Origin of the sequence: Micromonospora sp. CMU55-4 (genome assembly GCF_011602315.1) — a bacterium.
Classification (GTDB): domain Bacteria; phylum Actinomycetota; class Actinomycetes; order Mycobacteriales; family Micromonosporaceae; genus Micromonospora; species Micromonospora chalcea.
This window is the reverse complement of record NZ_JAAOLH010000017.1, coordinates 117,586-142,091: the sequence shown is the minus strand read 5'-3', so window position 1 is coordinate 142,091 and position 24,506 is coordinate 117,586. Positions and strand designations below refer to the sequence as shown.

Annotated in this window: 19 protein-coding genes; 8 read left to right on the top strand and 11 right to left on the bottom strand. The window is 75.4% G+C overall.

Going from position 1 to position 24,506, the window contains the following annotated elements; translation table 11 throughout:
• Nucleotides 1–357 precede the first annotated feature (357 nt).
• Genes HA073_RS25595 through HA073_RS25580 form a run of 4 tightly spaced genes read right to left on the bottom strand, consistent with a single transcriptional unit; the run spans nt 358 to nt 6,648 of the window.
• The gene (locus tag HA073_RS25595) at nt 358–1,140 is read right to left on the bottom strand and encodes an ABC transporter permease (protein ID WP_166457469.1); all 783 of its coding nucleotides are present in this window, start codon (nt 1,138–1,140) and stop codon (nt 358–360) included.
• The gene (locus HA073_RS25590) at nt 1,137–2,111 is read right to left on the bottom strand and encodes an ATP-binding cassette domain-containing protein (protein ID WP_166457468.1); all 975 of its coding nucleotides are present in this window, start codon (nt 2,109–2,111) and stop codon (nt 1,137–1,139) included. Before HA073_RS25590 ends, HA073_RS25595 begins: the two co-directional genes overlap by 4 nt.
• Before the next feature lie 58 nt (nt 2,112–2,169).
• Nucleotides 2,170–5,280, bottom strand: coding sequence for a BTAD domain-containing putative transcriptional regulator (locus tag HA073_RS25585; RefSeq protein WP_166457467.1), 3,111 nt, complete (start codon nt 5,278–5,280; stop codon nt 2,170–2,172).
• Nucleotides 5,281–5,331: 51 nt separating this feature from the next.
• Nucleotides 5,332–6,648, bottom strand: a complete 1,317-nt coding sequence (locus HA073_RS25580; protein WP_166457466.1) for a low temperature requirement protein A — start codon at nt 6,646–6,648, stop codon at nt 5,332–5,334.
• A 112-nt stretch (nt 6,649–6,760) separates the two neighbouring features.
• Here HA073_RS25580 and lnt point away from each other — a divergent pair, with 112 nt between their 5' ends.
• From lnt to HA073_RS25565, 3 genes are read left to right on the top strand one after another with little or no spacing between them, the layout of a single operon-like run.
• Nucleotides 6,761–8,350 (top strand): apolipoprotein N-acyltransferase, encoded by a 1,590-nt coding sequence (lnt, locus tag HA073_RS25575; RefSeq protein WP_166457465.1) that lies wholly within the window; start codon nt 6,761–6,763, stop codon nt 8,348–8,350.
• Between the two features lie 26 nt (nt 8,351–8,376).
• Entirely contained in the window at nt 8,377–9,168 is a 792-nt protein-coding gene (locus tag HA073_RS25570; protein WP_064445994.1) for a polyprenol monophosphomannose synthase, read from the top strand.
• 53 nt (nt 9,169–9,221) lie between these two features.
• Nucleotides 9,222–9,761: an FxsA family protein gene (locus HA073_RS25565; RefSeq protein WP_043324104.1), complete on the top strand. Its 540-nt coding sequence runs from the start codon at nt 9,222–9,224 to the stop codon at nt 9,759–9,761.
• Between the two features lie 326 nt (nt 9,762–10,087).
• On the opposite strand, the gene HA073_RS25560 is transcribed toward HA073_RS25565, so the two are convergent.
• Nucleotides 10,088–10,429, bottom strand: coding sequence for an RNA polymerase-binding protein RbpA (locus tag HA073_RS25560; protein ID WP_007070998.1), 342 nt, complete (start codon nt 10,427–10,429; stop codon nt 10,088–10,090).
• Between the two features lie 224 nt (nt 10,430–10,653).
• Between HA073_RS25560 and HA073_RS25555 the strand changes: the two genes are divergently transcribed.
• Nucleotides 10,654–12,135, top strand: coding sequence for a peptide MFS transporter (locus HA073_RS25555; RefSeq protein ID WP_043330143.1), 1,482 nt, complete (start codon nt 10,654–10,656; stop codon nt 12,133–12,135).
• A gap of 6 nt (nt 12,136–12,141) precedes the next feature.
• Here the strand turns inward: HA073_RS25555 and HA073_RS25550 are convergent, their stop codons facing one another.
• The 3 genes from HA073_RS25550 to HA073_RS25540 are packed head-to-tail and all read right to left on the bottom strand — an operon-like array spanning nt 12,142 to nt 15,382.
• Nucleotides 12,142–12,732 carry a pyridoxamine 5'-phosphate oxidase family protein gene (locus HA073_RS25550; RefSeq protein WP_043324102.1) on the bottom strand — a complete coding sequence of 197 codons (591 nt, stop codon included), beginning with the start codon at nt 12,730–12,732 and terminating at the stop codon, nt 12,142–12,144.
• Nucleotides 12,733–12,790: 58 nt separating this feature from the next.
• Nucleotides 12,791–14,017 carry a hypothetical protein gene (locus HA073_RS25545; protein ID WP_166457464.1) on the bottom strand — a complete coding sequence of 409 codons (1,227 nt, stop codon included), beginning with the start codon at nt 14,015–14,017 and terminating at the stop codon, nt 12,791–12,793.
• A gap of 12 nt (nt 14,018–14,029) precedes the next feature.
• Nucleotides 14,030–15,382, bottom strand: a complete 1,353-nt coding sequence (locus HA073_RS25540; protein ID WP_166457463.1) for an MFS transporter — start codon at nt 15,380–15,382, stop codon at nt 14,030–14,032.
• A gap of 73 nt (nt 15,383–15,455) precedes the next feature.
• Here HA073_RS25540 and HA073_RS25535 point away from each other — a divergent pair, with 73 nt between their 5' ends.
• The 4 genes from HA073_RS25535 to HA073_RS25520 are packed head-to-tail and all read left to right on the top strand — an operon-like array spanning nt 15,456 to nt 18,905.
• The gene (locus HA073_RS25535; RefSeq protein ID WP_240925951.1) at nt 15,456–16,106 is read left to right on the top strand and encodes a TetR/AcrR family transcriptional regulator; all 651 of its coding nucleotides are present in this window, start codon (nt 15,456–15,458) and stop codon (nt 16,104–16,106) included.
• A 54-nt stretch (nt 16,107–16,160) separates the two neighbouring features.
• Nucleotides 16,161–17,468, top strand: coding sequence for an NAD(P)/FAD-dependent oxidoreductase (locus HA073_RS25530; RefSeq protein ID WP_166457462.1), 1,308 nt, complete (start codon nt 16,161–16,163; stop codon nt 17,466–17,468).
• Nucleotides 17,465–18,385, top strand: a complete 921-nt coding sequence (locus HA073_RS25525) for an SDR family oxidoreductase (protein WP_240925950.1) — start codon at nt 17,465–17,467, stop codon at nt 18,383–18,385. Before HA073_RS25530 ends, HA073_RS25525 begins: the two co-directional genes overlap by 4 nt.
• 10 nt (nt 18,386–18,395) lie before the next feature.
• Nucleotides 18,396–18,905 (top strand): NUDIX domain-containing protein, encoded by a 510-nt coding sequence (locus HA073_RS25520; protein ID WP_166457461.1) that lies wholly within the window; start codon nt 18,396–18,398, stop codon nt 18,903–18,905.
• Here HA073_RS25520 and HA073_RS25515 read toward each other — a convergent pair.
• The 3 genes from HA073_RS25515 to HA073_RS25505 are packed head-to-tail and all read right to left on the bottom strand — an operon-like array spanning nt 18,902 to nt 24,500.
• Complete coding sequence (locus HA073_RS25515; RefSeq protein WP_166457460.1) at nt 18,902–21,079, bottom strand: glycoside hydrolase N-terminal domain-containing protein; 2,178 nt, start codon at nt 21,077–21,079, stop codon at nt 18,902–18,904. The two genes, HA073_RS25520 and HA073_RS25515, sit on opposite strands and share 4 nt — an antisense overlap.
• Complete coding sequence (locus HA073_RS25510; protein ID WP_113974081.1) at nt 21,076–22,095, bottom strand: LacI family DNA-binding transcriptional regulator; 1,020 nt, start codon at nt 22,093–22,095, stop codon at nt 21,076–21,078. The genes HA073_RS25515 and HA073_RS25510 overlap by 4 nt, the downstream gene beginning before the upstream one ends.
• Nucleotides 22,092–24,500 (bottom strand): beta-glucosidase, encoded by a 2,409-nt coding sequence (locus HA073_RS25505; protein WP_166457459.1) that lies wholly within the window; start codon nt 24,498–24,500, stop codon nt 22,092–22,094. Before HA073_RS25505 ends, HA073_RS25510 begins: the two co-directional genes overlap by 4 nt.
• Nucleotides 24,501–24,506: the final 6 nt, after the last annotated feature.

Below are 24,506 nucleotides of genomic sequence, written 5' to 3'. Positions count from 1 at the left end.
GGTGGGTTGACAGCGGCGGGGGTCTACGCCGTACCGTCTTTGAGTCCTACCACGGGAAGCGGCTGTTGTTCGCTTCGTCCCTTCGTCCGCTGGCCGAGCGACCGGAAGGTTGCGGCGGCCAGGTCCAGCGGGCGGGGGTCGGCGGGGCGGCGCGAACCGGCCGCGGTTACCGGTGTACGGGCAAGGTGAGAGGCACGGCCAGTAGACAACGGCCAGGCGGGGGCAGCCAGTCCACGTCGGGTCGGTCCGAAGGTCGGCGCTGATCGTCTTCGCCCCACCGGCCGGGAAGGGCCTGGGAGCATCGGGGCGCGGCTTCGGCCGCGCCCCGATTTCATCCCCCCGATACCCCGGCCCTTGTCAGCGGCCGAGCCGCCGGTAGCGGCGCACCGCCGCCGGCGCGGTCACCGCGATCAGCGCCAGCGGCCAGGCGACCGCCAGTTCGAGCGCGTGCCGGGCCGGCCACGAGTCCCCGTCCAGGCCCGGGTTGCCGAACAGGTCCCGGGCCGCCGCCACCGTCGCCGACAGCGGGTTCCACGCGGCGATCGCGCCCAGCCAGTCCGGCATCAGCTCCGGCGCCACGAACACGTTGGACAGGGCGGTCAGCGGGAACGCCAGCGGGAACACCACCACCGCGACCGTGTCCGGGTTCGGCACGAGCAGCCCGAACAGGATGCCAACCCAGGTCATCGCGACACGCAGCAGCAGAATCAGCGCCACCGCCGTCAGGGCCGGGCCGACGCCGTCGCGCCACTGCCAGCCCACCAGCAGCCCGCACACCACGAGTGTGGTCATCTCCAGGCACGCCCGTACCAGGTCGGCGCCGGCGCGGCCGGACAGCAGCGCCGAACGGGCCATCGGCAGTGACCGGAACCGGTCCACCACGCCCCGGCCGGCGTCCGCCGCGATCGCCGACGCGGTCGCGCCGAGCCCGTAGAGCATCGTCATCACGAACACGCCGGGCAGCAGGAACTCCCGGTAGTTGCCGCCGCCCGGCACGGACATGCCGCTGCCGAACACGTAGCCGAACACCAGCACGAACATGATCGGCAGGCTGAAGTAGATGATGATCTCCTCCGGGGCGCGGACCACGTGCCGCATGTTCCGCCCGGCCATCAGCCACCCGTCGGTCAGCGCCCTCACGACGCCACCTCCATCCGCTGCGCGTCGGCCCGGCCGCCGGTCAGGCGCAGGAACGCCTCGTCCAGCGTCGGCCGGCGCACCAGCACGTCCTCCACCGCCACCCCGGCGTCCTCCAGGGTCCGCAGCACTGTCATGAGCACGGCGATCCGGTCGGCCACCGGCGCGTCCACGCGCCGCAGCTCCGCGTCCACCGTCACTGCCGCGCCGGTGGCGCGTTCCACCACCGCCGCCGCCGCGTGCAGGTCCGCCGCGTCGCGGACCACCAGCTCCAGCCGGTCCGCGCCGATGCGGGCCTTCAACCGCTCCGGGGTGCCCTCGGCCACGACCCGGCCGGAGTCGATGACGCACACCCGGTCGGCGAGGTGGTCGGCCTCCTGCAGGTACTGGGTGGTCAACAGCACGGTCGTGCCGTCGTCGACCAGTTCCCGCACCGCCGACCACAGGCCGTTGCGGCTGCGCGGGTCCAGGCCGGTGGTCGGCTCGTCGAGGAACAGCACCCGCGGCGGCACCACCAGGCTGGCCGCCAGATCCAGGCGGCGGCGCATCCCACCGGAGTAGCCGCCCGCCGACCGGTCCGCCGCCTCGGTCAACCCGAACCGGTCCAGCAGCTCCTCGGCGCGGTCGCGGGCCCGCCGCGCGGACAGCCGCCGCAGCCGCCCGAACAGCACCAGGTTCTGCCGCCCGCTGAGCACCTCGTCGACCGCCGCGTACTGCCCGGTCAGGCTGATCGCCTCACGGACCCGGTCCGGTTCGGAGGCCACGTCGTACCCGGCCACCCGGGCCCGGCCGGCGTCGAACCGCAGCAGCGTGGTGAGGATCCGCACCGCGGTGGTCTTGCCCGCCCCGTTCGGGCCGAGCACCCCGTACACCGTGCCGGCCGGCACGGCCAGGTCGAAGCCGTCCAGCGCGGTGGTGCCGCCGTACCGTTTTCGTATCCCGTCGGCCAGCACGGCCGTCGTGTCGTCGCTCATGCCGGCAAGCGTCACCGGTGCCGCTGACCGGGCGCGCACCGCGCGCGCACCGGGCCGGTCAGCGCCCGTCGACCAGCGCCAGCGCCCGCTGCCGGGGCAGGTCCGCGCCCCCGGCGTACGCGGTGGCGAACGCCGCCTCACCCAGGTGTTTCCGCAGCTCGACGGCGGTGGGTGTGCCGGCCGGGGCGTCGGCCGCGCCGGTGCCGGCGAGAAGCGCCGCCGCCGCGCCCAGCAGGCGGGCCGCCGACTCGGGGTCGCCGTCGCGCAGCAGCGGCCCGGCCAGCCCGTCGACCGCCGCGGCCACCACCGGCACGTCCCACACACCGACGCCGGCGGTGAGGACCTGCCGGTAGTGGGCGCGGGCCGTAGCCGGGTCGCCGGTGGCGTCGGCGAGCTGCCCGAGCGTCACCAGCGCCGCGAGCCGCACCACATCGGCGCCGAACCAGCCCGACGGGCACTGCGCGACCGCCCGCTCGCACAACGCCCGCGCCCGCCGCGGGTCGCCGTCGCGGCGGGCGATCTCACCGAGCCCCAGGTACGCGGCGGCGACCAGCTCCGGCGCGCCGGCCGGACCGGCGATACGCCGCACCCGCCGGAAGTCCTCGGCCGCGCCGGTCAGGTCACCGGCGGCGAGCCTCCCGTCGGCGCGGGTCCGCAGCAGCTCCGCCAGGTCCAGGGTGGAGCCGAGCTGCTCGGCCAGCTCCAGCGCCTCCGCCATCGGCGCGGCCGCCGACGCGACGTCACCGGTGCGGTAGGCCGCCTCGGCGCGGGTGGACAGCGTCACGATCATGCCCCAGCGGTCGTCGAGCGCCCGGAAACCGGCCAGCGCGCCGTCCAGGTCGGCGTGGGCCTGGGCGTGACGGCCGTGCAGCAGACCGACCATCGCGGTGCCCAGGCGGCCCAGCGCCCGGCTCCACGGGTCGGCGCCGAGCAGCCGGTCCCGGACGGACCGCTCGTGCAGCGCCGCCGCGTCCTCCGGTGACGGCGGGCCGCTGGCCATGCCGGACAGGTAGAGCAGGAACGGATGCCGGGGCGGCCGGGCCATGGTCCACAGGATCCGCGACGCGGCGTCGACCTCGCTGCGGTCGCCGCCACCGGCGAGCGTGGCGATCAGCAGCGCCAGCGCGTACTCCTCGGCCAGGCCGTCGGGCGGGCCGCCGAGCCGGTCGACAAGCCGCCGGGCCGGCGCCGCGCCCTCCCCGCGCAGGCCCCGCAGCCACCAGTAGAACGCCAGCGCCGCGACCAGCCGCAGCCCGGTCGCGGTGTCCGCGTGGCGCAGCGCCGCGTGCAGGTCGTCGCGGGCGGCGTCGAGGCGGCGCAGCCACCGCTCCTGGCCGCCGCCGCGCAGGCCCGCGTCGCCGGCCTGCGCCAGACCCAGGAAGTACGCGGCGTGCGCGTCGCGCACCCGCCCGGTCTCGCCGTGCTCGGCCAGCCGGGCGGCGGTGAACTCGCGGATCGTCTCCAGCATCCGGTAGCGCCCGCCGGCCGCCTCCACCAGCGACTTGTCGACCAGGCCGGTGAGGGTGTCCAGGACGTCGCCGGCGTCCGGGCCGCACACCGCCTGCACGGCGGCCAGGTCGGCGGCGCCGGCGAACACGCTCATCCGGGCGGCCAGCAGCCGCTCCGGGGCGTCGAGCAGGTCCCAGCTCCACCCCACCACCGCCTCCAGCGTGCGGTGGCGGGGCGCGGCGGCGCGGTCGCCGCGGCGCAGCAGCCGGAACCGGTCGTCCAGCCGGGCCGCGACCTGCGTCACCGGCAGGGCCCGCAGCCGCGCCGCGGCCAGCTCCAGGGCCAGCGGCAGCCCGTCGAGGGTACGGCAGATCCGCAGCACCGCCGGGGTCGTGTCGGCGTCGAGGGTGAACCCGGGCGACACGTCGGCGGCCCGGTCGGCGAACAGCCGCACCGCCGGGTACGCGGCCGCCGTCGCCGGTGCGCTCGGCGCGTCCGGGACGGCCAGGCCACCGACCGGGCACAGTGCCTCACCGGTGAGGCCCAGCGGCTCCCGGCTGGTGGCCAGCACCCGCAGCCCGGGAGCGGCGGCGAGCAGCCGGGCGGCCAGCCGGGCCGCGTCGTCGATCACGTGCTCGCAGTTGTCCAGCACCAGCAGCAGACGCCGGCCGGCCAGCGCCGCCACCAGCCGGTCGGTGAGGTCCCGGGGCCCGCCCGGGGCCCGCAGCCCGGCGTCGCGCAGGTCCAGCGCGGTCAGCACCGCCGGCGCCACAGGCGAGCCGGGCGCGACAGCGGCCAGCTCCACCAGGCACACCGGCCCGTCGTGCCGGGACGCCGCGGTGGTGGCCAGCCGGGTCTTCCCGGCGCCGCCGGGGCCGTGCAACGTCACCAGCCGCGCCGAGGCCAGCAGCTCCTCGACGCGCCGCAACTCCCGTTCCCGGCCGACGAAGCTGGTCAGCGGGGCGGGCAGCCGCGCCGGCGGCGCGGGGTCGTCGCGCAGCAGCGTGGCGTGCAACGCGACCAGCTCCGCCGACGGGTCGGCGCCCAGCTCCTCGGCCAGCACGCGGCGCGCGTCGGCGTACGCGGCGAGGGCCTCGGCGCGGCTGCCCGCGCCGTGCAGGGCGCGCATCAGCAAACCGTGCAGCCGCTCCCGCAACGGATGCGCCGCCACCAGGGCCCGCAGCTCGGCGATCAGCGGCGCCCCGGACGGCGCGAGCGCCAGGTCCGCCGCCACCCGGTCCTCGATCGCCGCCAGGCGCAGCTCGCGCAGCCGGGCCGCCTCGACGTCGGCGAACGGCGCCCCGGCGACATCCGCGAGGGGTTCACCGCGCCACAGGTCCAGCGCGTCGCGCAGCAGCGCCGCCGCGCCGCGCGGATCACCGTCGGCCAGCGCCGCCCGTCCCGCCCCGGCCAGCCGGATGAACCGGTGCACATCCACCCGCTGCGGGTCGACGGCCAGCCGGTAACCGGCCGGACCGAACTCGATGCGCGCCCCGGGCAGCAGCCGCCGCAGCCGCGACACCTGCGACTGCAACGCGTTCGCGGCCTGCTCCGGCGGCCGGTCGCCGTAGACGCCGTCGATGAGCCGCCGCGGCGGCACCGTGCGGTCGGCGTCGAGCAGCAGCAGCACCAGCAGGGCACGCAGCCGCTCACCGGCGACCGGGAGCGCGCTGCCGTCGGCCGCGTACGCCTGCGTCGCGCCGAGCACACCGAACCGCATGGGCCCGATTGTCGCCTGTCGCCGGTACCGCCCACACTCCCCACCCGCCGGTCACAGGTGACGCCGGCGCCATTCGGACTGCTCCCGCTCGGCGGCGACCTGCTCGTCCAACGCGGTCCGGCGCACCTGACGACGCCACGGGTCACCCGCGCGCAGACCGAACAGCACCAGGAAGACGCTGACCGCCGCCAGGATCGCCAGAGCGGCCACCACCGGGAGCCGGCCCGCCCACGGCAGCCCCACCGCCAGCACGAGCACCACACAGGTGGCGACCGCCGGAATCCGTTGGGTCGCCCGCACCGCCAGCGCCAGCAGTCCCAACATGTAGATGACCACCCCGGCGAACAGCACCCGGCTGTCCAGCTCGGCGGCGTGTTCCCACCAGGGATCGCCGTGCGGGTGGGAGATGACGGTGAGGTAGCGCTTGAGCCCGAGGGCGAACAGGATGATCCCGGTGATCAGCGGCAGGTGCAGGTAGGCGTAGGCGTCGCGGGTGAGCGCCGCCCGTGCCCGGACGTCGCGGGTGCGATGCAGCCGCTGCTCCAGCGCGGGTGCCAGAGTGTCGAAGTACAGCCACCACAGGGACGCGATGATGGTGACGCCGAGCACCGACGCCACGATCACCGGCCACGTGGCCGGCAAGCCGGCGCTCAGCTTCGGTCCCAGCCCGAGCGAAATGATCGACTCGCCGAGCGCGATGAGCAGGATCAGCGCGTATCGCTCGGCCCAGTGGGCGGCGGACACGACTGTCAGCCCGGCGCTGGGGGCGAGGCCCCCGGAGGTGTACTCGACGCAGACCGCGGCCAGCCACAGCGCCAGCGGCAGCCACCTCGCCCATGGCTGCTGGGGTGACTCGGGCAGTGCCTTGGTGGCGAGGATCAACGCCACGCTGGTCAGCGGTGGGAGACCGAGGCGCAGGGCGGTCCGTCCGCGGCGGCTGCTGCGGGCCAGGAACACCAGCACCTGGGCCGCCCGGATGATGAGGTAGCAGCAGGCGAACAAGACCAGACCGGGCGGACCGGACTGCTGCTGCGCCTGCTCCTCGGCGAACGCCGACGGTGTGCTCAGCGTCAGCACGAACAGCGCGGCCACCGTCACCGAGCCGACAAGCGGCATCACCCCCTGGTCGGTGCGGACGACGTTGCCCAGGGCGGCGAAGGACACCCAGCACCACCACAGCAGCAACAGCAACAGCAGTCCCGCCAGCAACGACCTGCCGCTCAGGGTTTCGGAGAGGACGTTCGTGACGTTCAGGAACGCGAACACGAACACCAGGTCGTAGAACAACTCCACCCGGGTGACGCGCGAGCCGGGCGCGGTCGGCAGGACACGACCCCGTCCCCGCTCAGCGTTCATGCTGCCGAGCATGGCAGCGGGCCCCGCCCACCGAGGCGCAGTTGCCCGATCGGTGGCGCAGGGGCGCGGGCCGACGGCCGGTACGGGCGGGTAGCCTTCGGCCCGTGATCGTGGGGAGAAGCCGGTGACGACGCTGGAGCAGGAGCAGTCGCGCACCATCGCCGACGGGGCGCGTCCCCTGCCGCTGACGCTGGCCGTGCCGGCCGCCGTACTGGCCGGGGTGGCGCTGCTGCTGGCGTTCCCGCCGTACGGGATGTGGCCGCTCGCCCCGGTCGGGGTGGCGTTGCTGGCGGCCGCCGCGCACCGGCGGCGGTTGCGGGCCGGCGCCGGGCTGGGTTTCCTCACCGGGGTGGCGCTGTTCGCGCCGCTGCTGGAGTGGACGAACCTGCACACCGGCTACCTGCCGTGGGCGCTGCTGTCGCTGCTGCAGGCCGCCTACCTGGCGCTGCTGGGCGCCGCCACCGCCTGGGTGTCGCCGCTGGCCGACCGGCACCGGGCGGCATGGCCGCTGCTCACCGGCGTGTTGTGGGTGGGGCAGGAGGCGCTGCGCGACCGGACCCCGTTCGGCGGGTTCCCGTGGGGGCGGCTGGCGTTCAGCCAGGACACGTCGCCGATGCTGCGGCTGGCCGCGCTCGGCGGCGCGCCGCTGGTCACGTTCGCGGTAGCGGTCGCCGGCGGGATCCTCGTCGCGGTGGCGTGGCGGGACTGGCGTCGCGCGCCCGGGCAGTGGCGGCCGGTGGCCGGGCTCACCGCCGGGCTGGTCGCGCTGCTCGCCGCCGGCCCGGCCGTGCCCGCCGAGGTACGCGGCGCGGACGGCACCGTCACCGTCGCGATCGTGCAGGGCAACGTGCCGCGACTCGGGCTGGACTTCAACGCGCAGCGGCAGGCGGTGCTCAACAACCACGTCGACGCCACGCTGGAACTGGCCGAACGGGTCACCGAGGGCGGGCAGCCCCGCCCCGACCTGGTGGTGTGGCCGGAGAACTCCAGCGACATCGACCCGCTGCGCAACCCGGCCGCGGGGGAACGGATCGGGCAGGCCGCCGACGCGATCGGCGCGCCGATCCTGGTCGGCGCGGTGCTCGCCGGCCCGGAGGCGGGGCAGGTGCGCAACGTGGGGCTGCTGTGGCGGCCCGGGACGGGCGTCGACCTGGACCAGACGTACGTCAAGCGGCATCCGGTGCCGTTCGCCGAGTACGTGCCGCTGCGATCCCTCGCCCGCATGGTCAGCTCGCAGGTCGACCGGGTCAGCTCCGACTTCGTCCCCGGTGACCGGCCCGGCGTGGTGGACGCCGGCGCGGCGGTCCTCGGCGACGTGATCTGCTTCGAGGTCGCCTACGACGGGATCGTCCGGGACACCGTGACCGGCGGCGCGCAGCTGCTGGTGGTGCAGACGAACAACGCCACGTTCGACGTGGCCGAGGCCCGCCAGCAGCTGGCCATGGTGCGGTTGCGGGCGGTGGAGCACGGCCGGGCCGCGTTGATGGCCTCCACGGTCGGGGTGTCCGGGTTCATTTCCCCGGACGGGCGGGTAGACGGTGCGACCGGGTTCAACACCGCCGCGGTGGTGGTGCGGCAGATGGAACTCGGCAACGGGCGTACCCCGGCGACCACGGCCGGGGTGTGGCCGGAGGTGGCGCTCACGGCGCTGGCGGTCGCGGCCCTGGCCGGCGCGGCCGTGCTGCGCCGGCGCCGGGAGGTCGCTCCCGGCTGAGCCGACGAGCGGGAGGCGGTGCGACGGTGGCGGTGACAGCCGACAGGCGGACGGCCGGCCACCCCGGGGTGGGGCGGGTCCTGGTGGTCATCCCCACCTACAACGAGGCCGACAACGTCGAACGGATCGTCGCCCGGGTACGCGCGGCGGCGCCGGGGGTGGACGTGCTCGTCGCCGACGACAACAGCCCAGACGGCACCGGCGCGATCGCGAACCGGCTCTCCGGGGACGACCCGCGGGTGCACGTGCTGCACCGCGAAGGCAAGGAAGGGCTCGGCGCGGCCTACCTGGCCGGTTTCGCCTGGGCCCGCGCACGCGGTTACGACGCCGTGGTGGAGATGGACGCCGACGGCTCGCACGCGCCGGAGGACCTGCCGGCGCTGCTGGACGCCGCCCGCGACGCCGACGTGGTGATCGGCTCCCGGTGGACGCGCGGCGCGCGGGTGCTGAACTGGCCGTGGCAGCGGCTGCTGCTGTCGCGGGTCGGCAACCTGTACGCGCGGCTCGCGCTGGGCATGCCGGTCAGCGACGCCACCGGCGGCTACCGGGTGTACCGGCGCAGCGCGCTGGACGCCATCGACCTGGACTCGGTGCGCTCCCAGGGGTACGCCTTCCAGGTCGAGCTGTCCCGGCTGGCGCACCGAGCCGGGGTACGCATCGTGGAGGTGCCGATCACGTTCGCCGAGCGGGAACACGGCGACAGCAAGATGAGCCCGCTGATCGTGGCCGAGGCGCTGTGGCGGGTCACCCGGTGGGGAGTACGGGACCGTTTGGCGACCGCGTCCGCCCGCCCGGACGCGCTCGCCCGCTGGCCTTGAGCCGAGGCGTGTCATGCTTGAGGGGCGTGATGACCCCGGGCGGATGAGGTGAGATGCGCCGAGGACTGAAGTACGTACCACCGGCCCTGCTGCTGTTGGCGCTGCTGGAGCTGACCGTTTTCGTGCTGGTCGGCCGGGCTGTCGGGTTCGGCGCGGCGGTGCTGCTGGTGTTCGGCGCGTCCCTGCTGGGCCTGGTGCTGCTGCGCCGCGAGGGCATGCGGGCGTGGCGCGGATTCCGCGCGGCGGCGCAGGCCGGCCGTCCCCCGGGCCCCGAGGTGACAGACGGGCTGGTCGGGCTGCTGGGTGCGCTGCTGCTGGCGATGCCGGGCCTGGTCAGCGGCGTGGTGGGCCTGCTGTTGCTGCTGCCGCCGATGCGCCGGCTGGCCGGTGGCGGGGTGCGCCGGGCCACCGAGCGGCGGGTGTCGTCGATGGTCGCCGGTGACCTGTTCGGGCCACGGCGGGTACGGGTGTACCGGGGCGCGCCGCAGCCGACCCCGCAGCCCACACCGTCACCGTCGCCGGGTCCCGCGCCGACGCCCCAGCCGGTCACCGACCCGGGCAAGGCCATTGAGGGCGAGATCGTAGACCGCTGACGCGCTGCGCTGCGCCCACGCGGTGCCACGCCATCGGCTTGATCGACTCCACTTCGCCGGGGTGGTGGCATCAGACCGCGCCCGACCTCGCCACCACCCCGAACTGGCGGCCCGTCCACAGACCCGGCACCCCGGTTTGCCCGCATGCGGCGGATCGGCCGCCCACGGTCTCCCCACCCGCCCCATGATCGACGCCACTTCGGGGAGGTGGCGGTATCAAGGCACCTGCGATACCGCCACCTCCCCGAAGTGGCGACCGCGCCCCGCCCGGGCAACGGAAACGCCCCCGGGTGACCCGGGGGCGTTTTCGGTCATGCGGGAGATGCTCAGGCGCGACCGCGACGGGTCCGGACCTCCTGGAGCCGCTCGGCGAGGATGTCCTCCAGCTCGGCGATCGAGCGCCGCTCCAGCAGCATGTCCCAGTGGGTACGCGGCGGCTTGGCCTTCTTCTGCTCCGGCTCGGTGCCGTCGACCAGGCGGGCGACGCTGCCGTCGAACTTGCACTCCCAGGTCGTCGGGACCTCGGCGTCGACGGCGAACGGCACCTCGAACTGGTGGCCCTTGGCGCAGAGGTACTCGCGGGTCTGGCGCGGCGCGAGCTCCGTGTTGCGGTCGGATTCGTAGCTGACCGCGCCCAGCCGGCTACCGCGCAGCATGCGCTCGCCCATGATCGACTTCCCCTCGTCCGTGGTGCTGGTCTTCAGGTGTAACGGCCGGTCACCGTTCGCCCATTCCCCACCCACGTCGGCAGGGCCGTACGCGGGTCGGAAGAACCAAGGGTAACCGGCCATGACAGCTGCCCGGCGGGGTCGTCCCCGGCCGGGCCGAATCGGTGGAGTGTTTCGCCTGTCAATGGGGATGTTACCCACCTGTTTGCGTGCCGGAGGTGACGATGAGCAGTGACGCGCCGGTCGGGGCCCGGCCACCCGCGGGCAAGACCTTCTTCGGTCATCCCCGTGCGCTGTCCACGCTCTTCCTCACCGAGATGTGGGAGCGGTTCAGCTTCTACGGCATGCGGGCGATCCTGGTGCTGTACCTGACCGCCGCGGTCGCCGACGGCGGACTCGACATCGGTGAGTCCAGCGCCAACGCCGTGTACGGCACCTACAACGCCATGGTCTACCTGATGGCCCTGCCCGGTGGCTGGGTGGCGGACCGGCTGATCGGCGCGCGACGCAGTGTGCTGTGGGGCGGCGTGGTGATCGCCGCCGGCCACTACGTGATGGCGATCCCGACCGGGTGGAGCGTGTTCGCCGGCATGGCGCTGATCGTGCTCGGCACCGGCCTGCTCAAACCGAACATCTCCACCATGGTCGGTGACCTGTACGAGCGGGACTCGCCGCGCCGCGACGCCGGGTTCTCGATCTTCTACATGGGCATCAACCTGGGCGCGTTCATCGCGCCGCTGATCACCGGCTTCCTCGGCGAGAAGATCAACTGGCATCTGGGGTTCGGCGCGGCAGCGGTCGGCATGACCTTCGGCGTACTCCAGTACGTGCTGGGCCGGCGCAACCTCGGCGACGCCGGCGCCCGCCCGGCGGACCCACTGCTCGGCGCGGACCGGCGACGCGCGCTGACCCGCATCGGCGTGGCCACAGGGATTCTGCTCGCGGTGCTGCTGGTGCTGCTGCTGGCCGGCTGGTTCACCGTCGACACCGTGGTCAACCTGCTCACCGTGGTGACGGTGCTGGTGACGGTCGGCTACTTCGCGCGGATCCTCACCGACCGGGAGATCAGCGGCACCGAACGCAGCCGCATGAAGGCGTACGTGTGGCTGTTCGTGTTCGCCGCCTCCTTCTGGCTCATCTACGACCAGGCCGGATCGGTGCTGAACATCTTCGCCGCCGACCAGACCGACCGCTCGGTGGGCGGGTTCACCTTCCCGGCGTCGTGGCTGCAGTCGGTGAACCCGATCCTGATCATCATCGGCGCGCCGCTGGCCGCCGCGCTGTGGCTCAAGCTCGGGCACCGGGTGTCCACGCCCACGAAGTTCGCGGTCGGCCTGGTGCTCAACGGTCTGTCGTTCGTGCTGATGGCCGCCGCCGCGCGGGCCGCCGTCGGCGGCGACCTGGTCTCACCGCTGTGGCTGGTCGCGGTGTACGCGATCCAGGTGGCCGGCGAGCTGTCGCTGAGCCCGGTCGGCCTGTCCGCCACCACCAAACTGGCCCCGGTCAAGTACGCCAGTCAGATGCTGGGCCTGTGGTTCCTCGCCACCGCCGTCGGCGACGCGATCGGCGGCCAGGTGGCCCGGCTGGCCGGCGCCTGGTCGCAGCCGGTGTACTTCCTGACCTTCGGGCTGGCCTCGGTGGTGCTGGGCCTGGCCGCGGTGATGTTCACCCGCCAGATCCGGACCCTGATGGCCGGCATCCACTGACCTGGCTCACACCGACGGAGTGGGCGGCAGTGGCAGCGGCAGGCCGGGCAGCCCGTCGATGCTGGTGGCGACGTGGTCCTTGCCGGCGAAGTACGCGCTCAGCGACGTGTCGTCCTCCCGGGCGAACCGGCGTTCGTGCAGGTCGCGGTCGGCGTCGTAGGTCATGAACGGCACCGCGTAGCCGCAGGTGTCGCGGATCAGCTCGGCGTGCGCCACGATGATCGCCCGCAGGCCGTGCGGGCCGGGGTCGATGTCGGGGAAGTGCCGCAGCAGGCCGGGCCAGCGCGGGTCGTCGCGGAACACCGGCTCGCCGCGCCCGTGCACCCGCACGATGTTCGGCGGGCCGGCGAACGCGCACCACATCAGCGTGATCCGGCCGTTCTCCCGCAGGTGGGCGATGGTCTCGGCGTTGCTGCCGGCGAAGTCCAGATACGCCACCGTGTGCTCGTCGAGCACCGCGAAGCAGCCGCGCAGCCCTTTCGGGGACAGGTTGACGGTGCCGTCACCGGACAGCGGGGCGGTGGCGACGAAGAACATCGGCTGCGCCTCGATGAAGTCCCGCAGCCGGCCGTCGATGCGCTCGTATGTCTTTCCCATGCCCCGATCCTCGCCGCCGGCACGGGTCCGGCGCTGCCCCCTTCCCAGCCCGTGGCGGTCAGCCGGTGCGGGTGCCGAGCCGCGCCAGCGCCGTCGCCAGGTCACTGACCTGGTCGGCGAGCTGCCCGGCGCGCCGCTGCGCGGCGTCCCGGTCCGCCTCGATCACGGCCGTGCGCGCGGCCAGGTCGGCCGCCCGCGCCTCGGCGGCGCTCGCGGCACGCCGCACGTCGGCCAGCTCCGCGGCGAGCGCGTCCCGCTCGGCGGTACGGGCCGCGGCCTGCTCCACCGCGGCGGCCACGTCGGCCCGGAACCGCTCGACGGCAGCGGCAGCCTCGGCGCGGACCGCCTCGATCGCCGCGCTCGCCTCGGCGCGGGCCCGCTCCAGCGCCGCCTCGGCGTCGGCACGTACCGCGTCGGCCCGGTCCCGCTCGGCGCGCGCCGCCCGCGCTGCGGTGGCCTCGGCGTCGGCGCGTTCGGCGGCGGTCCGCGCCGCGCGCTCGGCCTCGGTGGCCCGCCCTTGCGCGGCCTGCGCGTCGGCGCGCGCCCGGTCGGCGTCGGCGCGGGACTGTTCGGCCCGGTCCAGGGCCTCGGCGGCGGACCGGGTGGCCCGCTCGGCGTCGGCGCGGGCGGTGTCCCGTTCGGTGGTCAGCTCGGCGACGCGGCGGCGTTCGGCGTCGCGCTCGGCGCGTACCGTGCGCAGGTCGTGCCGGGCGGCGTCGCGGTCGCGTTCGGCCTGCACCCGCAGCGCCTGCGCCGCGCCCGCCTCGGCGCGGGCCGCGTCGCGGGCGTCCTCTGCGGCGGCGACCCGCTCGGCGGCCGTCGCGGCCGCCGCCTCCGCCCGCTCGGCCCAGTCGGCGGCGGCGTCGCGTTCGGCGTACGCGGCGCGGGCCTGCTGCCGTTCGCGGGCCGCTGCCGCGGTCGCGTCCTCGGTCTCGCGGCGGGCCTCGTCGCGCTCGGCGTGCGCGGCCGCCACCTGCGCGGACGTCTCCGCGCGCAGCTCGGCGAGCTGCCGTTCCACACCCGCCGGGGACAGCTCGGCGTGCAGCGCCTCGGTGAGGGTCTCGACGATCTGGTCGAGCCGGTCCACCGCCTCCCAGGTGCGCGCCACCTGCCCGGGCAGGCCGGGGGAGTTGCGGTGACGCATCCGCGAGTTGCGCGCGGCCCGCTGGCAGGCGCCGTCGTTGTCCCGGCAGTAGCGGAACGGGCGGCCCGCGCCGACGCGCTGCGGCACGTCGCGCCCGCAGTGGGCGCAGGGTCGGGTGTCGGTGGCGGGCTCGGCGTCCATCGGGGGCGAAGTCTATCCGGCGGCGTCGGCGCGGGCCGCGCCGTCGAGGGTGTAGCGGCGCTGCAACAGCACCGCTACCACCATCACGGCGGCGGGCAGCAGCCCGAAGCCGTAGCGCAGCGCGTCCAGCGCGGCCGGGGACTGGGTCACGGTCTGCCCGGCGGTCGAGGCCACGAACCCGCCGGCGGCCAGGCACAGCGCGTACGCGTACGGGCCGAGCGCCGCGCCGGTGGCCTCGGTGGCGGTCCACACCCCGGTGTACGTGCCGGCCCGCTCGGCGCCGCCGCCCGCGCGGATCACGTCGGGCAGCATCGAGAACGGCAGCAACTGCATGCCGGCGAACGCCACCCCGAGCACCGCCACGGCGGCCACCAGCACCGGCAGTCCGGCGGGACGGCCGACCGCCAGCACGAGGGACCCGGCGGCGAACGCGGCCTGCGCGGCGAGCAGGGCGCGTTGCTTGCCGATCCGCCGCGCCACCGTCAGCCAGACCGGGGTCACCAGCAGCGCGGGCGCGACGAACGCGGCCACGAGCACTGTGGTGAGTCCGGGGCGGCCCAGCTCGTACTCGGCGTAGTAGGGCACGCCGGCCAGCACGAGGTGGGTGGTGGTGGACATGGCCAGGTATGCGCCGACCAGCCAGCGGAACTGCCGGTCCCGCAGGCTCGCGGCCAGCGCCCGCCACCCGCCCGGACCGTGCGGCGGGGCCGTGTCGGCGGCGGTACGGCGCAGCCGGCCGATCCCGGCGACGCCGACCAGCATCGCGGCGAGCATCCCGGCCGCCAGCACCACGCCCATCAGCAGGTAACCGTCGCGGGTGGCGTCGTCGCCGCCGGCCAGCAGCGGCGCGAGCAGCCCGGAGACCAGGATGCCGAGCGTCAGCACCACCATCCGGAACGCCATCAGCCGGGTCCGCTCGTGGTAGCCGATTCGCAGGTCCGCCGGGGTCGCCAGGTAGGGCACCTGGTACGCGGCGAACAGCAGGTTGCCGGCGACGAAGAACACCGCCACCCAGCCGGCCGCGGCGGCGCCGGTGAGGCCGCCGGGCACCGCGAACAGCGCGGCGAACGCCAGCGGCAGCGCGCACCCGGCCAGCAGCAGCCGTCGGCGGTGACCCCGGCGGGCCTGCTCGACGTCGCAGAGGTGCCCGATCCACGGGTGCAGCAGCACGTCGGCGATCTTCGGCAGCAGCAGGGTGAGCCCGGCCAGCCACGGGGCGACCGCCAGCACGTCGGTCAGGAAGTAGAGCAGCAGCAGCCCGGGCACTGTCACCCAGACGCCCATGCCGAGTGAGCCGGTGGCGAACCCGGCGAGCGGGCCGCGTGGCAGGGTGAGCGCGTCGGAGCGCTGATCCAGCCCGGTCATCGCGGCCTCCTGTCCTCGGGGCACGCCGCCCCCAATCCAACGGTTGCTGGATTGTAGGGGGAACAATGGCCGGATGACCATGCCTCGCCGCCGGCCCGGTCGGCCCCGCCGCGACGACCAGCGCCCGACCCGTGACCTGGTGCTCGCCGCCGCCACCGCGTTGTTCGCCGAGCGGGGCTTCGACGCGGTCAGCGTCCGCGACGTCGCCGCCGCGGCCGGGGTGGACGCCGCCACCGTGGTGCACCACACCGGCACCAAGGCGCAGCTCTACGACGCCTGCTTCGCCCGGGTGTTCAGCGCCGAGCGGGAGGTCATCGAGGCAGCCGGGGAGCGCGCCCGGGCGGCCCTGTCCGCCGGGCCACACGACGCGCTGCGCGCGCTGCACGACCTGCTGGACGTGTTCGTCGACTTCCTGGAGGACCGGCCGGAGACCACCGCGTTGTGGCTGCGCCGCTGGCTGGAGCCGCAGCGGCACGGCGAGCTGGACCGCCGCTACGCCGCGCCGCTGTACGGGCTGGTCGAGGAGCTGCTCGTCGCGGCGGCCGAGGCGGGCGCGCTGACCGAGCCGACGCCGCACGTGACGGTGCGTTCCCTGGTCTGGACGGTGCACGGGCACGTGGTGGCCCTGGCGGCTGGGACCGGCTCGGGCGCGCGCGAGCGGCGGGAGTTCCGGGCGTTCGTGCACCGCTTCCTCGACGCGCTGTACGGCGGCACCCGGCCTTGACGCCGGCCCGCGCTCCGGGGATTATCCATCAGTCGTTGGATTAAGGAGGCGGGCATGGCCGTACCAAGGGTGGCCGTCGTCGGCGCCGGAGCCGCCGGGCTGGCCACGCTCAAGGCGCTCGCCGACGCCGGCGTCCCGGCCGTCGCGTTCGAGGCGGCCGACACGCTCGGCGGCCTCTGGGTGTACGGCGCGCCCGGCTCGCCCGCGTACCGGACGCTGCACCTGAACACCAGCAAGGGACGCACCGAGTTCGCCGACCACCCGATGCCCGCCGACTGGCCCGACTACCCCGACCACACCCGCGTCGCCGGCTACCTCGCCGACTACGCCGACCGGTTCGGGCTGCGCGAGGCGGTACGGCTGCGCCACACCGTCGAGCGGGTCACCCGCACCGGCGACGGCTGGCGGGTACGCGCCACCGGCCCGGACGGCCCGGTCGCTGTCGACGTCGAGGCGGTGGTGGTCGCCAACGGGCACAACCGGGTGCCGAAGCGGCCCGAGCCGTACCCCGGCGAGTGCGCTGCCGAGCAGATGCACAGCCACGACTACCGAGGGCCGGAACAGCTCGCCGGCCGACGGGTCCTCGTCGTCGGCGGCGGCAACTCCGCCATGGACATCGCCGTCGACGCCTCGTACGCCGCCGCGCGCACGCTGCTGTCGCTGCGCCGCGGCGTCTGGGTGGTGCCGAAGTACCTGCTCGGCCGCCCGTCGGACACGCTCAACGGCGCGCTGGCCCGCCGGCTGCCGTGGCGGCTGCGGCAGCGGATCAGCCAAACCATGATCACCACCGCGGTCGGCCCGCCCACCCGGTACGGGCTGCCCGCACCGGCGCACGGCTTCCTCCAGGACCACCCGACGCTGTCCGACGCGCTGCTGTCCCGCCTCACCCACGGCGACATCCAGGCCCGGCCCGGCATCGCCCGCTTCGACGGCGACCGGGTCGAGTTCACCGACGGCCGCCACGACGAGGTCGACCTGGTCGTCTGGTGCACCGGCTACCGCGTCGAGATGCCGTTCCTCGACCCGGCGCTGCTCGGCGACGGCCCCGACCGGCTTCCGCTGTACCGGCACGTGTTCCACCTGGACGCCCCCGGGCTGGCGTTCGTCGGGCTGATGCAGTCCACCGGCGCCGCGTTCCCCCTGGTCGAGGCGCAGGCCCGGCTGGTCGCCGCACGCCTGGCCGGCACCTGGACGCCACCGGACCCGGCCCGGCAGGCCGCCGCCTGCCGCGACGAGCTGCGCGCCGCCACCGCCCGGTGGGGGCAACGCCGACCGCACATGCGCGTCGACTTCGACGTCTACCTGGCCGAACTGGGCCGCGAACTGGCCGCCGGCCGGCGCCGCGCCGGAGCGGCACGATGAACGCCCCGGGACGGCCCCCGGCCGAGGACGCGCAGCGGACCGGATCCGGCGCGGCAGGCCGAGGCTCGGCCGCCGGATCCGGCACGCCGGGCCGCAGCGCCCTGGCCGGACGACGCGTGCTGGTCACCGGCGCGCGCGGCACGTTCGGGCAGCACCTGGGTGCCGCGCTCACCGCCGCAGGCGCGCACGTGGTCGGGCTGGACCTGCACGCCGACCCCGACGCCACCCCTGCGGTGCTCGGCGTCGACCTGACCGACCCGGCCGCGACGCCACCGGCCGTGGCCGCCGCGATCGACCGGCTCGGCGGACTCGACCTGCTCATCAACAACGCCGGTGTGGGCGGGCCCGCACCCGCCGAGCTGCCGCCGGACGAGGTGGTACGCCGCCAGATCGAGGTGAACCTGCTCGCCGCCTGGCGTACCACCGCCGCCGCGATGCCCGCCCTGGAGGCCGCCCGCGGACGGGTGATCTTCGTGGCCAGCCGGATGGCCGTGCTGCCGCTGCCCCTCGCAGCCGCGTACGGGGTCAGCAAGCGGGCGCTCGTCGCGTACGCCGACGCGCTGCGCCACGAAGTAGGCACCCACGTCGGCGTCAGCGTGGTCTACCCGAGCATGGTCGCCTCCCCGATCCACGACAGCACTGTGGCGGCCGGGCTGTCGCTGAGCGGAGTGTCCCGCCCGGAACCCGTGGAGGGAGTGGTGGCGGCGATCCTGCGCGCCGCGACCGCCCGGCGCGCGCCACGGGACGTGGCCACCACCCGGCGCGGCCGGATCGAACTGGCGCTGGCCCGGCACGCCCCGGCCCTCGCGGACCGGATCGTGCGCCGTACCGTCGCCGGAAGGCTGGCCGCCGGTGACCTGGACGGTGCGGCGCTGGCCGAGGGCATGGTCCGGCGGCACCGGCAGGACCGCCGGTAGCCTGCTCGCCATGGCCGTCTCGCCCTACATCGCCCGGCTGCGCCGCCACATCGGCCACGACCTGCTCATGCTGTACGGCGTCAGCGGCGTGGTCACCGACGACGCGGGACGGGTGCTGCTGGCCCGCCGGGGCGACAACGGCCGCTGGTCGATCCCGGCCGGCACCGTCGACCCGGGCGAGCAACCAGCCGACGCGCTGGTGCGCGAGGTCCACGAGGAGACCGGCGTCGAGGTGGCGATCGACCGGCTGGCAGGTGTCGCCACCCACCCGGTGGTCTACCCCAACGGTGACGCCTGCGAATACCTGAACGTCTGGTTCCGCTGCCGGGCGATCGGCGGCGCGCCGACGGCCGACGGCGACGAGTCGCTGGCGGTAGCCTGGTTCGCCCCGGACGCGCTGCCCGAACTGGACGACTGGGCGCGGCTGCGGATCGGCACCGCGCTCACCGACGACGCCCCACCCTGGTACGCCGCGCCGGGCGAGAGCCACCCGGCGCTGCGCCAGCCCGACAACCTCTAGCCGAACACCACCTCGTACGGCCGGCCCGGAACCAGATCCACCGCACGGCGGTCCCCGGGTGCGTGCACCACCACGCGCTGCGCCACCGGCGACACCAGCCGGGCCCGGACTCGGCCCGGCGCCCAGCTCAGCTCCTCGACGGTGACCCGGCCCCGGCAGGTGACGCCGCGCAGCGTCCCGGCGGGCAGTTCAGGTAGCGGCGCGGGCAGCAGCCGCAGCGTTCCCGGGCGCGACTGCACCAGCGACTCGATCAGCACCGCCGGCAGCGCGTGCGCGGCGTCGGCGTTGTACGTGGTCCGGCCCGGGTTGTGCGCGCTCATCAGCGACCGGAAGAACATGTCCGCGCCGAGGATCTTGCCCAGGTTCGCCGCGACCAGGTCGCCGTCGCGCAGCCGCGCCGCCGCCAGCGCCCGGTGCAGGCTGCCGTGCGCGGAACCGTCCTCGTCGCCGCGCAGCGTCAGCGCCCGGTGCGCGGCGGCGGCCAGTTCCGGGGTGTCGTCCCTGTTGATCTCGTCGAGCGGCCACACCGGATACAGGTGGCTGACGTGCCTGTGGTTCTCGTCGCCGGTGCTGCCGGGCCACGCCCACTCGGCGAGCGCGCCGCGCCCGTCCACCAGGTAGCCGGGCGGCCGCACCCCGGCCCACCGGTCCTCGCCGGTCACCTCGGCGGCCAGCCGCAGCGCGTGCCGGGCCGCGGCGACGTCCATGGTGGCGTTGATCGCGACCGGCGCGGTCCGGCCGGTGTCGTCGTACGGGCCGGTCTCCGGCGAGTACGACGGCACCAGCGCCGGCTGCCCGTCCACATCGGTCAGCACGTCGGCGAAGAAGTCCGCCACCTCGGCCAGCCAGCCGGCCACCTCGCCCAGCGGCTCACCGGTGACCAGATGATGCTCGTGCAGCGGGTGCAGCAGCCAGTCCGCGCCGGCCAGCCACGCGGTGAACGGCCAGTCGGGGTGGACGTGGAACAGGTGCCCGTGCTCACCGTCGGTGCGGCTGGGCGCCAGCAGCCCGCGCGCGCCGTACACGGCCCGCGCGTTGGCGCGCCAGTCGGCCACCTGCGCGGCGACCAGCCGGGCGTGCGCCGCTGTCACCTCCGGCAGCGCGCCCACGTTCGCCCCGGCGAGCTGGAGGTTCAGATTCGCGTCGGTGGTGAAGTCACCGGCCCACGCCGCGTCCCAGGAGCCCAGCCACAGCCCGGTCAGCCGGGGCGGCAGCACCCCGCTGGCGCTGAACAGCAGGTACCGGCCGGAGTGGAACAGCCGCTCCAGCAGCGCCGGGTCCAGCCGGTGCGGCGCGGCGGCCTGCCGGGCCAGCAGCTCACCCACCGGCAGCGCCCGGTCGGCGGCGGGCACGCCGAGGTCCAGGCCGACCCGGGTGTACGGGCCGCGATGGCGCGGCACGTGCCGGGCCAGCAGCGCGTCGTAGTCCCCGGCCAGCACGGCGAGCCGCCGTTCCGAGTCCCGGGTACGCCACGGCGGCGCGTCGGGCCGGTCGACGAGCATGGTGAGCAGGGCCGGTCCGCGTACCCGCACCCGGTCGCCGTCGACGCTCACGTCACCGCGCAGCAGCGTCAACCCCTCGAACCCGTACGCCCCACCGGCGTGCGGGTAGCGGGCGCGTACCCGCAGGAACACCAGCCCGTCGCGGCGGTACGCGGCCTGCCCGTACACCACGTCGGCGGGCCGGCCGGGCAGCTCACCGGTCACACCGACCACGCAGTCGCCCTGGTCGAGGTGGAGCACCGCCACGCCGTCGGCGCGGGAGGCGAAGCAACGCCGCCGCCCGCCCGACCACTGCACCTCCACCTCCCCGGTGGTGAAGTCGGTGTCGCGCCGGTAGCCGCGTACCGGTCCCGGCGGCGCGTCGACGGTGAGCGCGTACCCGGGGTGGAACGACTGGGTCCACTCCAGCTCCCGGCCGCCGGTGAGCAGCCGGGCGGCCTCGGCGCGGCGCCCGGCGAGCACCAGCGCGCGGATGTGCGGCATCCGGTCGGCCAGCTCGGGCGCGCGGGCGTCCCGGGCGCCGTTCGGCAGGACGAGCCGGTGGTGGTTCACCACGATCCGTTCCGCGTACGGCTGCCCGTGGACCATGAGTCCCAGCTCGCCGTTGCCGGTGAGGAACGCGTCGGTCCAGTCGGCGGCCGGCGCGGTGTCGTGGACGCGGTGCACGGTCACCGGCGGGCGCTGGTGTCCCGCACGGTGAGGTGCGGTTCCAGCAACGTCACCTCCGGCACTCCCTCGCCGCTCAGCCGCCGCATCAGCAACGCCACCGCCTGCCGGCCGACCTCCTCGGCGGGCACCGGTACGCAGGTGAGCCCGGACTGCTCGGCCAGCTCGTCCGGGCAGATCGCGACCACCGACACGTCGCGCGGCACCCGGCGGCCGAGCAGCGGCAGCGTGGCCAGCACCGGCCCGACCGCCGACTCGTTCTGCACCACCAGGCCGGTGACGTCCGGGTGGTCGGCGAGCAGCGCCTCCAGGTCGCGGCGTACCGCAGCCGGTCCCTCCTCGCAGGGCCGGGTCACCGCGTCGACGCCGAGCCGCCCGGCGGCGGCGCGTACCCCGGCGCGGGTGCGGTGGGCGAACCCGGTGCCCCGGTCGTAGACCGCGGCGGGCGCGCCGAGCAGCGCGATCCGCCGGTGCCCGGCGGCGGCCAGGTGTTCCACGCACAGCTCACCGGCGCGCCGGAAGTCCAGGTCCACGCAGGCCAGCCCGGTGCTGTCGGCGGGGTGCCCGATCAGGACACCCGGCAGCGCCAGCTCCCGCAGCAGCGGCACCCGGGAGTCCTCCAGCTCGACGTCCATCAGCAGCACGCCGTCGACGAGCGCGCTGCCGGCGATGCGGTGCAGCCCGGCCGGGCCCTCGTCGGCGGTGACCAGCAGCACGTCGTGGTCGTAGCGGCGGGCGGTGGTGACCACTGCGGTGGCGAAGCGCATCACCACCGGCACCTGCATGCCGGTACGCAGCGGCAGCACCAGCGCGATCACGTTGGCGCGGCGACTGGCCAGGGCGCGCGCCCCGGCGTGCGGGTGGTAGCCCAGCGCGCGGACGCTGTCGAGGACCCGTCCCCGGGTGGTGGCCGAGATGGTGCGTTTGCCGCTGAGCACGTACGAGACGGTGCTGGCGGCCACTCCGGCGTGCCGGGCCACGTCGGCGATGGTGACCTGCTCGCCGGGGACGCGCCCGCTCACCGGGCGGCTCCACAGCTGCGGTCGGCCGGGGCGACCGTCGTGGCGTCTCCGGTCACGGCGAGCGCGCCGACGAGCCGGATGTCGCGAGCGGACCGGCCCACCAGCACCGAGTGGACGGCGTCCTCCACCACCATCGCCGCGCGGGTCTCGTCCCACCAGGCCAGATCGGCGGTACGCAGGCGCATCGTCACCCGGGCCGCGCAGCCCGGATCGAGCGTGACGCGGGCGAAGTCGCGCAGCTGCCGCAGCGGCTGCTTGACCCGGGAACGCCGCTGCCGGGTGTAGAGCTGCACCACTTCGGTGCCCGGGCGGCGGCCCGTGTTGGTGACCTCGACGCTCACCTCCACCTCCTCGCCGGCACGTGCCGTGGCGGTGCTCAACCGTAGGTCAGCGTAGTCGAACTCGGCGTAGCTGAGCCCGTGCCCGAACGGGTACAGCGGCTCACCCCGGTGGTAGAGGTAGGTGCTGTCCGCGCCGATGACGTCGTAGTCGAGCAGGTCGGGCAGTTCGGCCGTGTCGGCGTACCAGGTCTGGGTGAGCCGACCGCCCGGGTCGGCGGCGCCGAGCAGCACGTCGGCGAGCCCGTTGCCGTGCTCCTGTCCACCGTGGGCGCTCCACAGCACCGCCGGCAGATGCGCCTGCGCCCAGCCCACCGCGTACGGGTAGCTGCTGGTCAGCGCCAGCACGGTACGCGGGTTCGCGGCGTGCACCGCGCGCAGCAGCTCCTCCTGGCCGGTGGGCAGCGCCAGGTCGGCCCGGTCCTCGGTCTCCCGGCCGTTGACCATCGGGTGGTTGCCGAGCACCACCACCGCCACGTCGGCGGCGGCCGCGAGCGCGGCGGCGTCGGCGGCCCCGTCGGCGCGCAGCGTCACGGTGAGCGCGGCCGGGTCGCCGGTGGCCACGCTCAGCCGCCCGTCAGGTGCGACGCCGACGTGCCGTCCGGTGGCGAGGTGACGCAGCAGCGCCGTGCCGTCGGGCCGGTGGTCCAGGCGGAACGTCTCGCGTACCACCCAGCCGCCCGGTCCCTCGCGGTCGGCCACCAGGGCCCCGGCGTCGTCGGCGCCGACGTACCGGCCGGTGTCCACGGCGCGCAGCGCCACCACGTCCTGTCCCCAGTCGACCACCTCGAACTCGGCCGCGGTGTCGCCGAGCGCCAGCGGGCCGTCGCCGTCGAGGCGTACCGCCCGGTCGCCGACGTGCAGCGTGACCCGGTCCGTGCCGGGGTGGGTGGTCACCTCCGGCAGCCGTCCGAGCAGCCCCGCGTACGCGCTGATCGTGTACGGCGGGGTGCCGCTGTACCAGTCGGTGAGCACGGTGTCGGCGAGCGGTCCGAGCACCGCGACGCGGGTGCCGGGGCGCAGCGGCAGCAGGCCGTCGTTGCGCAGCAGCACGACCGACTGGCGAGCGGCCTCGCGGGCGAGTTCCCGGTGGGCGAGGCTGTCGAGCGTGTGGGGCGGCACGTCGTCGTGGGGGTCCGGGTCCAGGTCGCCCAGGCGCGACCGGACGGACAGGATCCGCCGCACGGCCCGGTCCACGTGGGAGGGCTCGATGAGACCGCGGGCCAGCGCCTCGGTGAGGCGTTCCACCGTGGGGGCGCTGTCCTCGTCGTCCTCGGTGAAGCTGTCGATCCCGGCGCGCAGCGCGGCGGCGAACCCGGCCACGTGGTCGGGCAGGTACTCCTGCACTCCGGCGATGTTGCCGACCGCCCCGGCGTCGCCGACCACCATGATGTCGTCGTCGGCGTAGCCGCGCAGCTCGCCCTCGATGAGCGGGCTCAGGTGCGCCGGTACGCCGTCGACCAGGTTGTACGACGCCATCACCGCGACCGCCGCGCCCGCTGCCAGCGGGGCGCGGAACGCCGGCAGCTCGTACTCGTGCAGCACCCGGGGCGGCAGGTCGCTGGACGTGGTGGCCCGGTCGGTCTCGTTGTTGTAGCCGAGGAAGTGCTTGAGCGTCGGCGCGGTGCGCAGCCGGATCGGGTGGTCGCCCCGCAGCCCCATCGCGTACGCGGTGGCCAGCTTGCCGGTCAGCCACGGGTCCTCGGACCAGCCCTCCTCGTTGCGTCCCCACCGCGGGTCGCGCAGCGGGTTGACCACCGGCGCCCACACGTTGAGGCCGACCCGGACCGGGTCGGCGCGGTGCTTGACCCGTACCTCGTCGCCGACGGCGGCCCCGACCGCCCGGATCAGGTCCGGGTTCCAGCTCGCGGCCAGGCCGATCGCCTGCGGGAAGACGGTGGCGGTGCCGAGCCACGCGACGCCGTGCAGCGCCTCGGTGCCGGTGCGGAACGCGCGCAGGCCGAGCCGGGGCACCGGAGCCTGCCACTGGTGCAGCAGGCCGAGCTTCTCCGGCAGCGTGAGCCGGGCCAGCAGGTCGTCGAGACGGTGGGGGACGGGGTCGGTCATGGTGGG

What these genes read in the sequence shown, in the direction of transcription:
- HA073_RS25520 (WP_166457461.1), top strand. Translation starts at nt 18,396, where the DNA reads ATGGCCGTCTCGCCCTACATCGCCCGGCTGCGCCGCCACATCGGCCAC.
- HA073_RS25530 (WP_166457462.1), top strand. Translation starts at nt 16,161, where the DNA reads ATGGCCGTACCAAGGGTGGCCGTCGTCGGCGCCGGAGCCGCCGGGCTG.
- HA073_RS25540 (WP_166457463.1), bottom strand. Translation starts at nt 15,382, where the DNA reads ATGACCGGGCTGGATCAGCGCTCCGACGCGCTCACCCTGCCACGCGGC.
- HA073_RS25550 (WP_043324102.1), bottom strand. Translation starts at nt 12,732, where the DNA reads ATGGGAAAGACATACGAGCGCATCGACGGCCGGCTGCGGGACTTCATC.
- HA073_RS25565 (WP_043324104.1), top strand. Translation starts at nt 9,222, where the DNA reads ATGCGCCGAGGACTGAAGTACGTACCACCGGCCCTGCTGCTGTTGGCG.
- HA073_RS25580 (WP_166457466.1), bottom strand. Translation starts at nt 6,648, where the DNA reads ATGCTCGGCAGCATGAACGCTGAGCGGGGACGGGGTCGTGTCCTGCCG.
- HA073_RS25585 (WP_166457467.1), bottom strand. Translation starts at nt 5,280, where the DNA reads ATGCGGTTCGGTGTGCTCGGCGCGACGCAGGCGTACGCGGCCGACGGC.
- HA073_RS25555 (WP_043330143.1), top strand. Translation starts at nt 10,654, where the DNA reads ATGAGCAGTGACGCGCCGGTCGGGGCCCGGCCACCCGCGGGCAAGACC.
- HA073_RS25525 (WP_240925950.1), top strand. Translation starts at nt 17,465, where the DNA reads ATGAACGCCCCGGGACGGCCCCCGGCCGAGGACGCGCAGCGGACCGGA.
- HA073_RS25545 (WP_166457464.1), bottom strand. Translation starts at nt 14,017, where the DNA reads ATGGACGCCGAGCCCGCCACCGACACCCGACCCTGCGCCCACTGCGGG.
- HA073_RS25560 (WP_007070998.1), bottom strand. Translation starts at nt 10,429, where the DNA reads ATGGGCGAGCGCATGCTGCGCGGTAGCCGGCTGGGCGCGGTCAGCTAC.
- HA073_RS25590 (WP_166457468.1), bottom strand. Translation starts at nt 2,111, where the DNA reads ATGAGCGACGACACGACGGCCGTGCTGGCCGACGGGATACGAAAACGG.
- HA073_RS25505 (WP_166457459.1), bottom strand. Translation starts at nt 24,500, where the DNA reads ATGACCGACCCCGTCCCCCACCGTCTCGACGACCTGCTGGCCCGGCTC.
- HA073_RS25535 (WP_240925951.1), top strand. Translation starts at nt 15,456, where the DNA reads ATGACCATGCCTCGCCGCCGGCCCGGTCGGCCCCGCCGCGACGACCAG.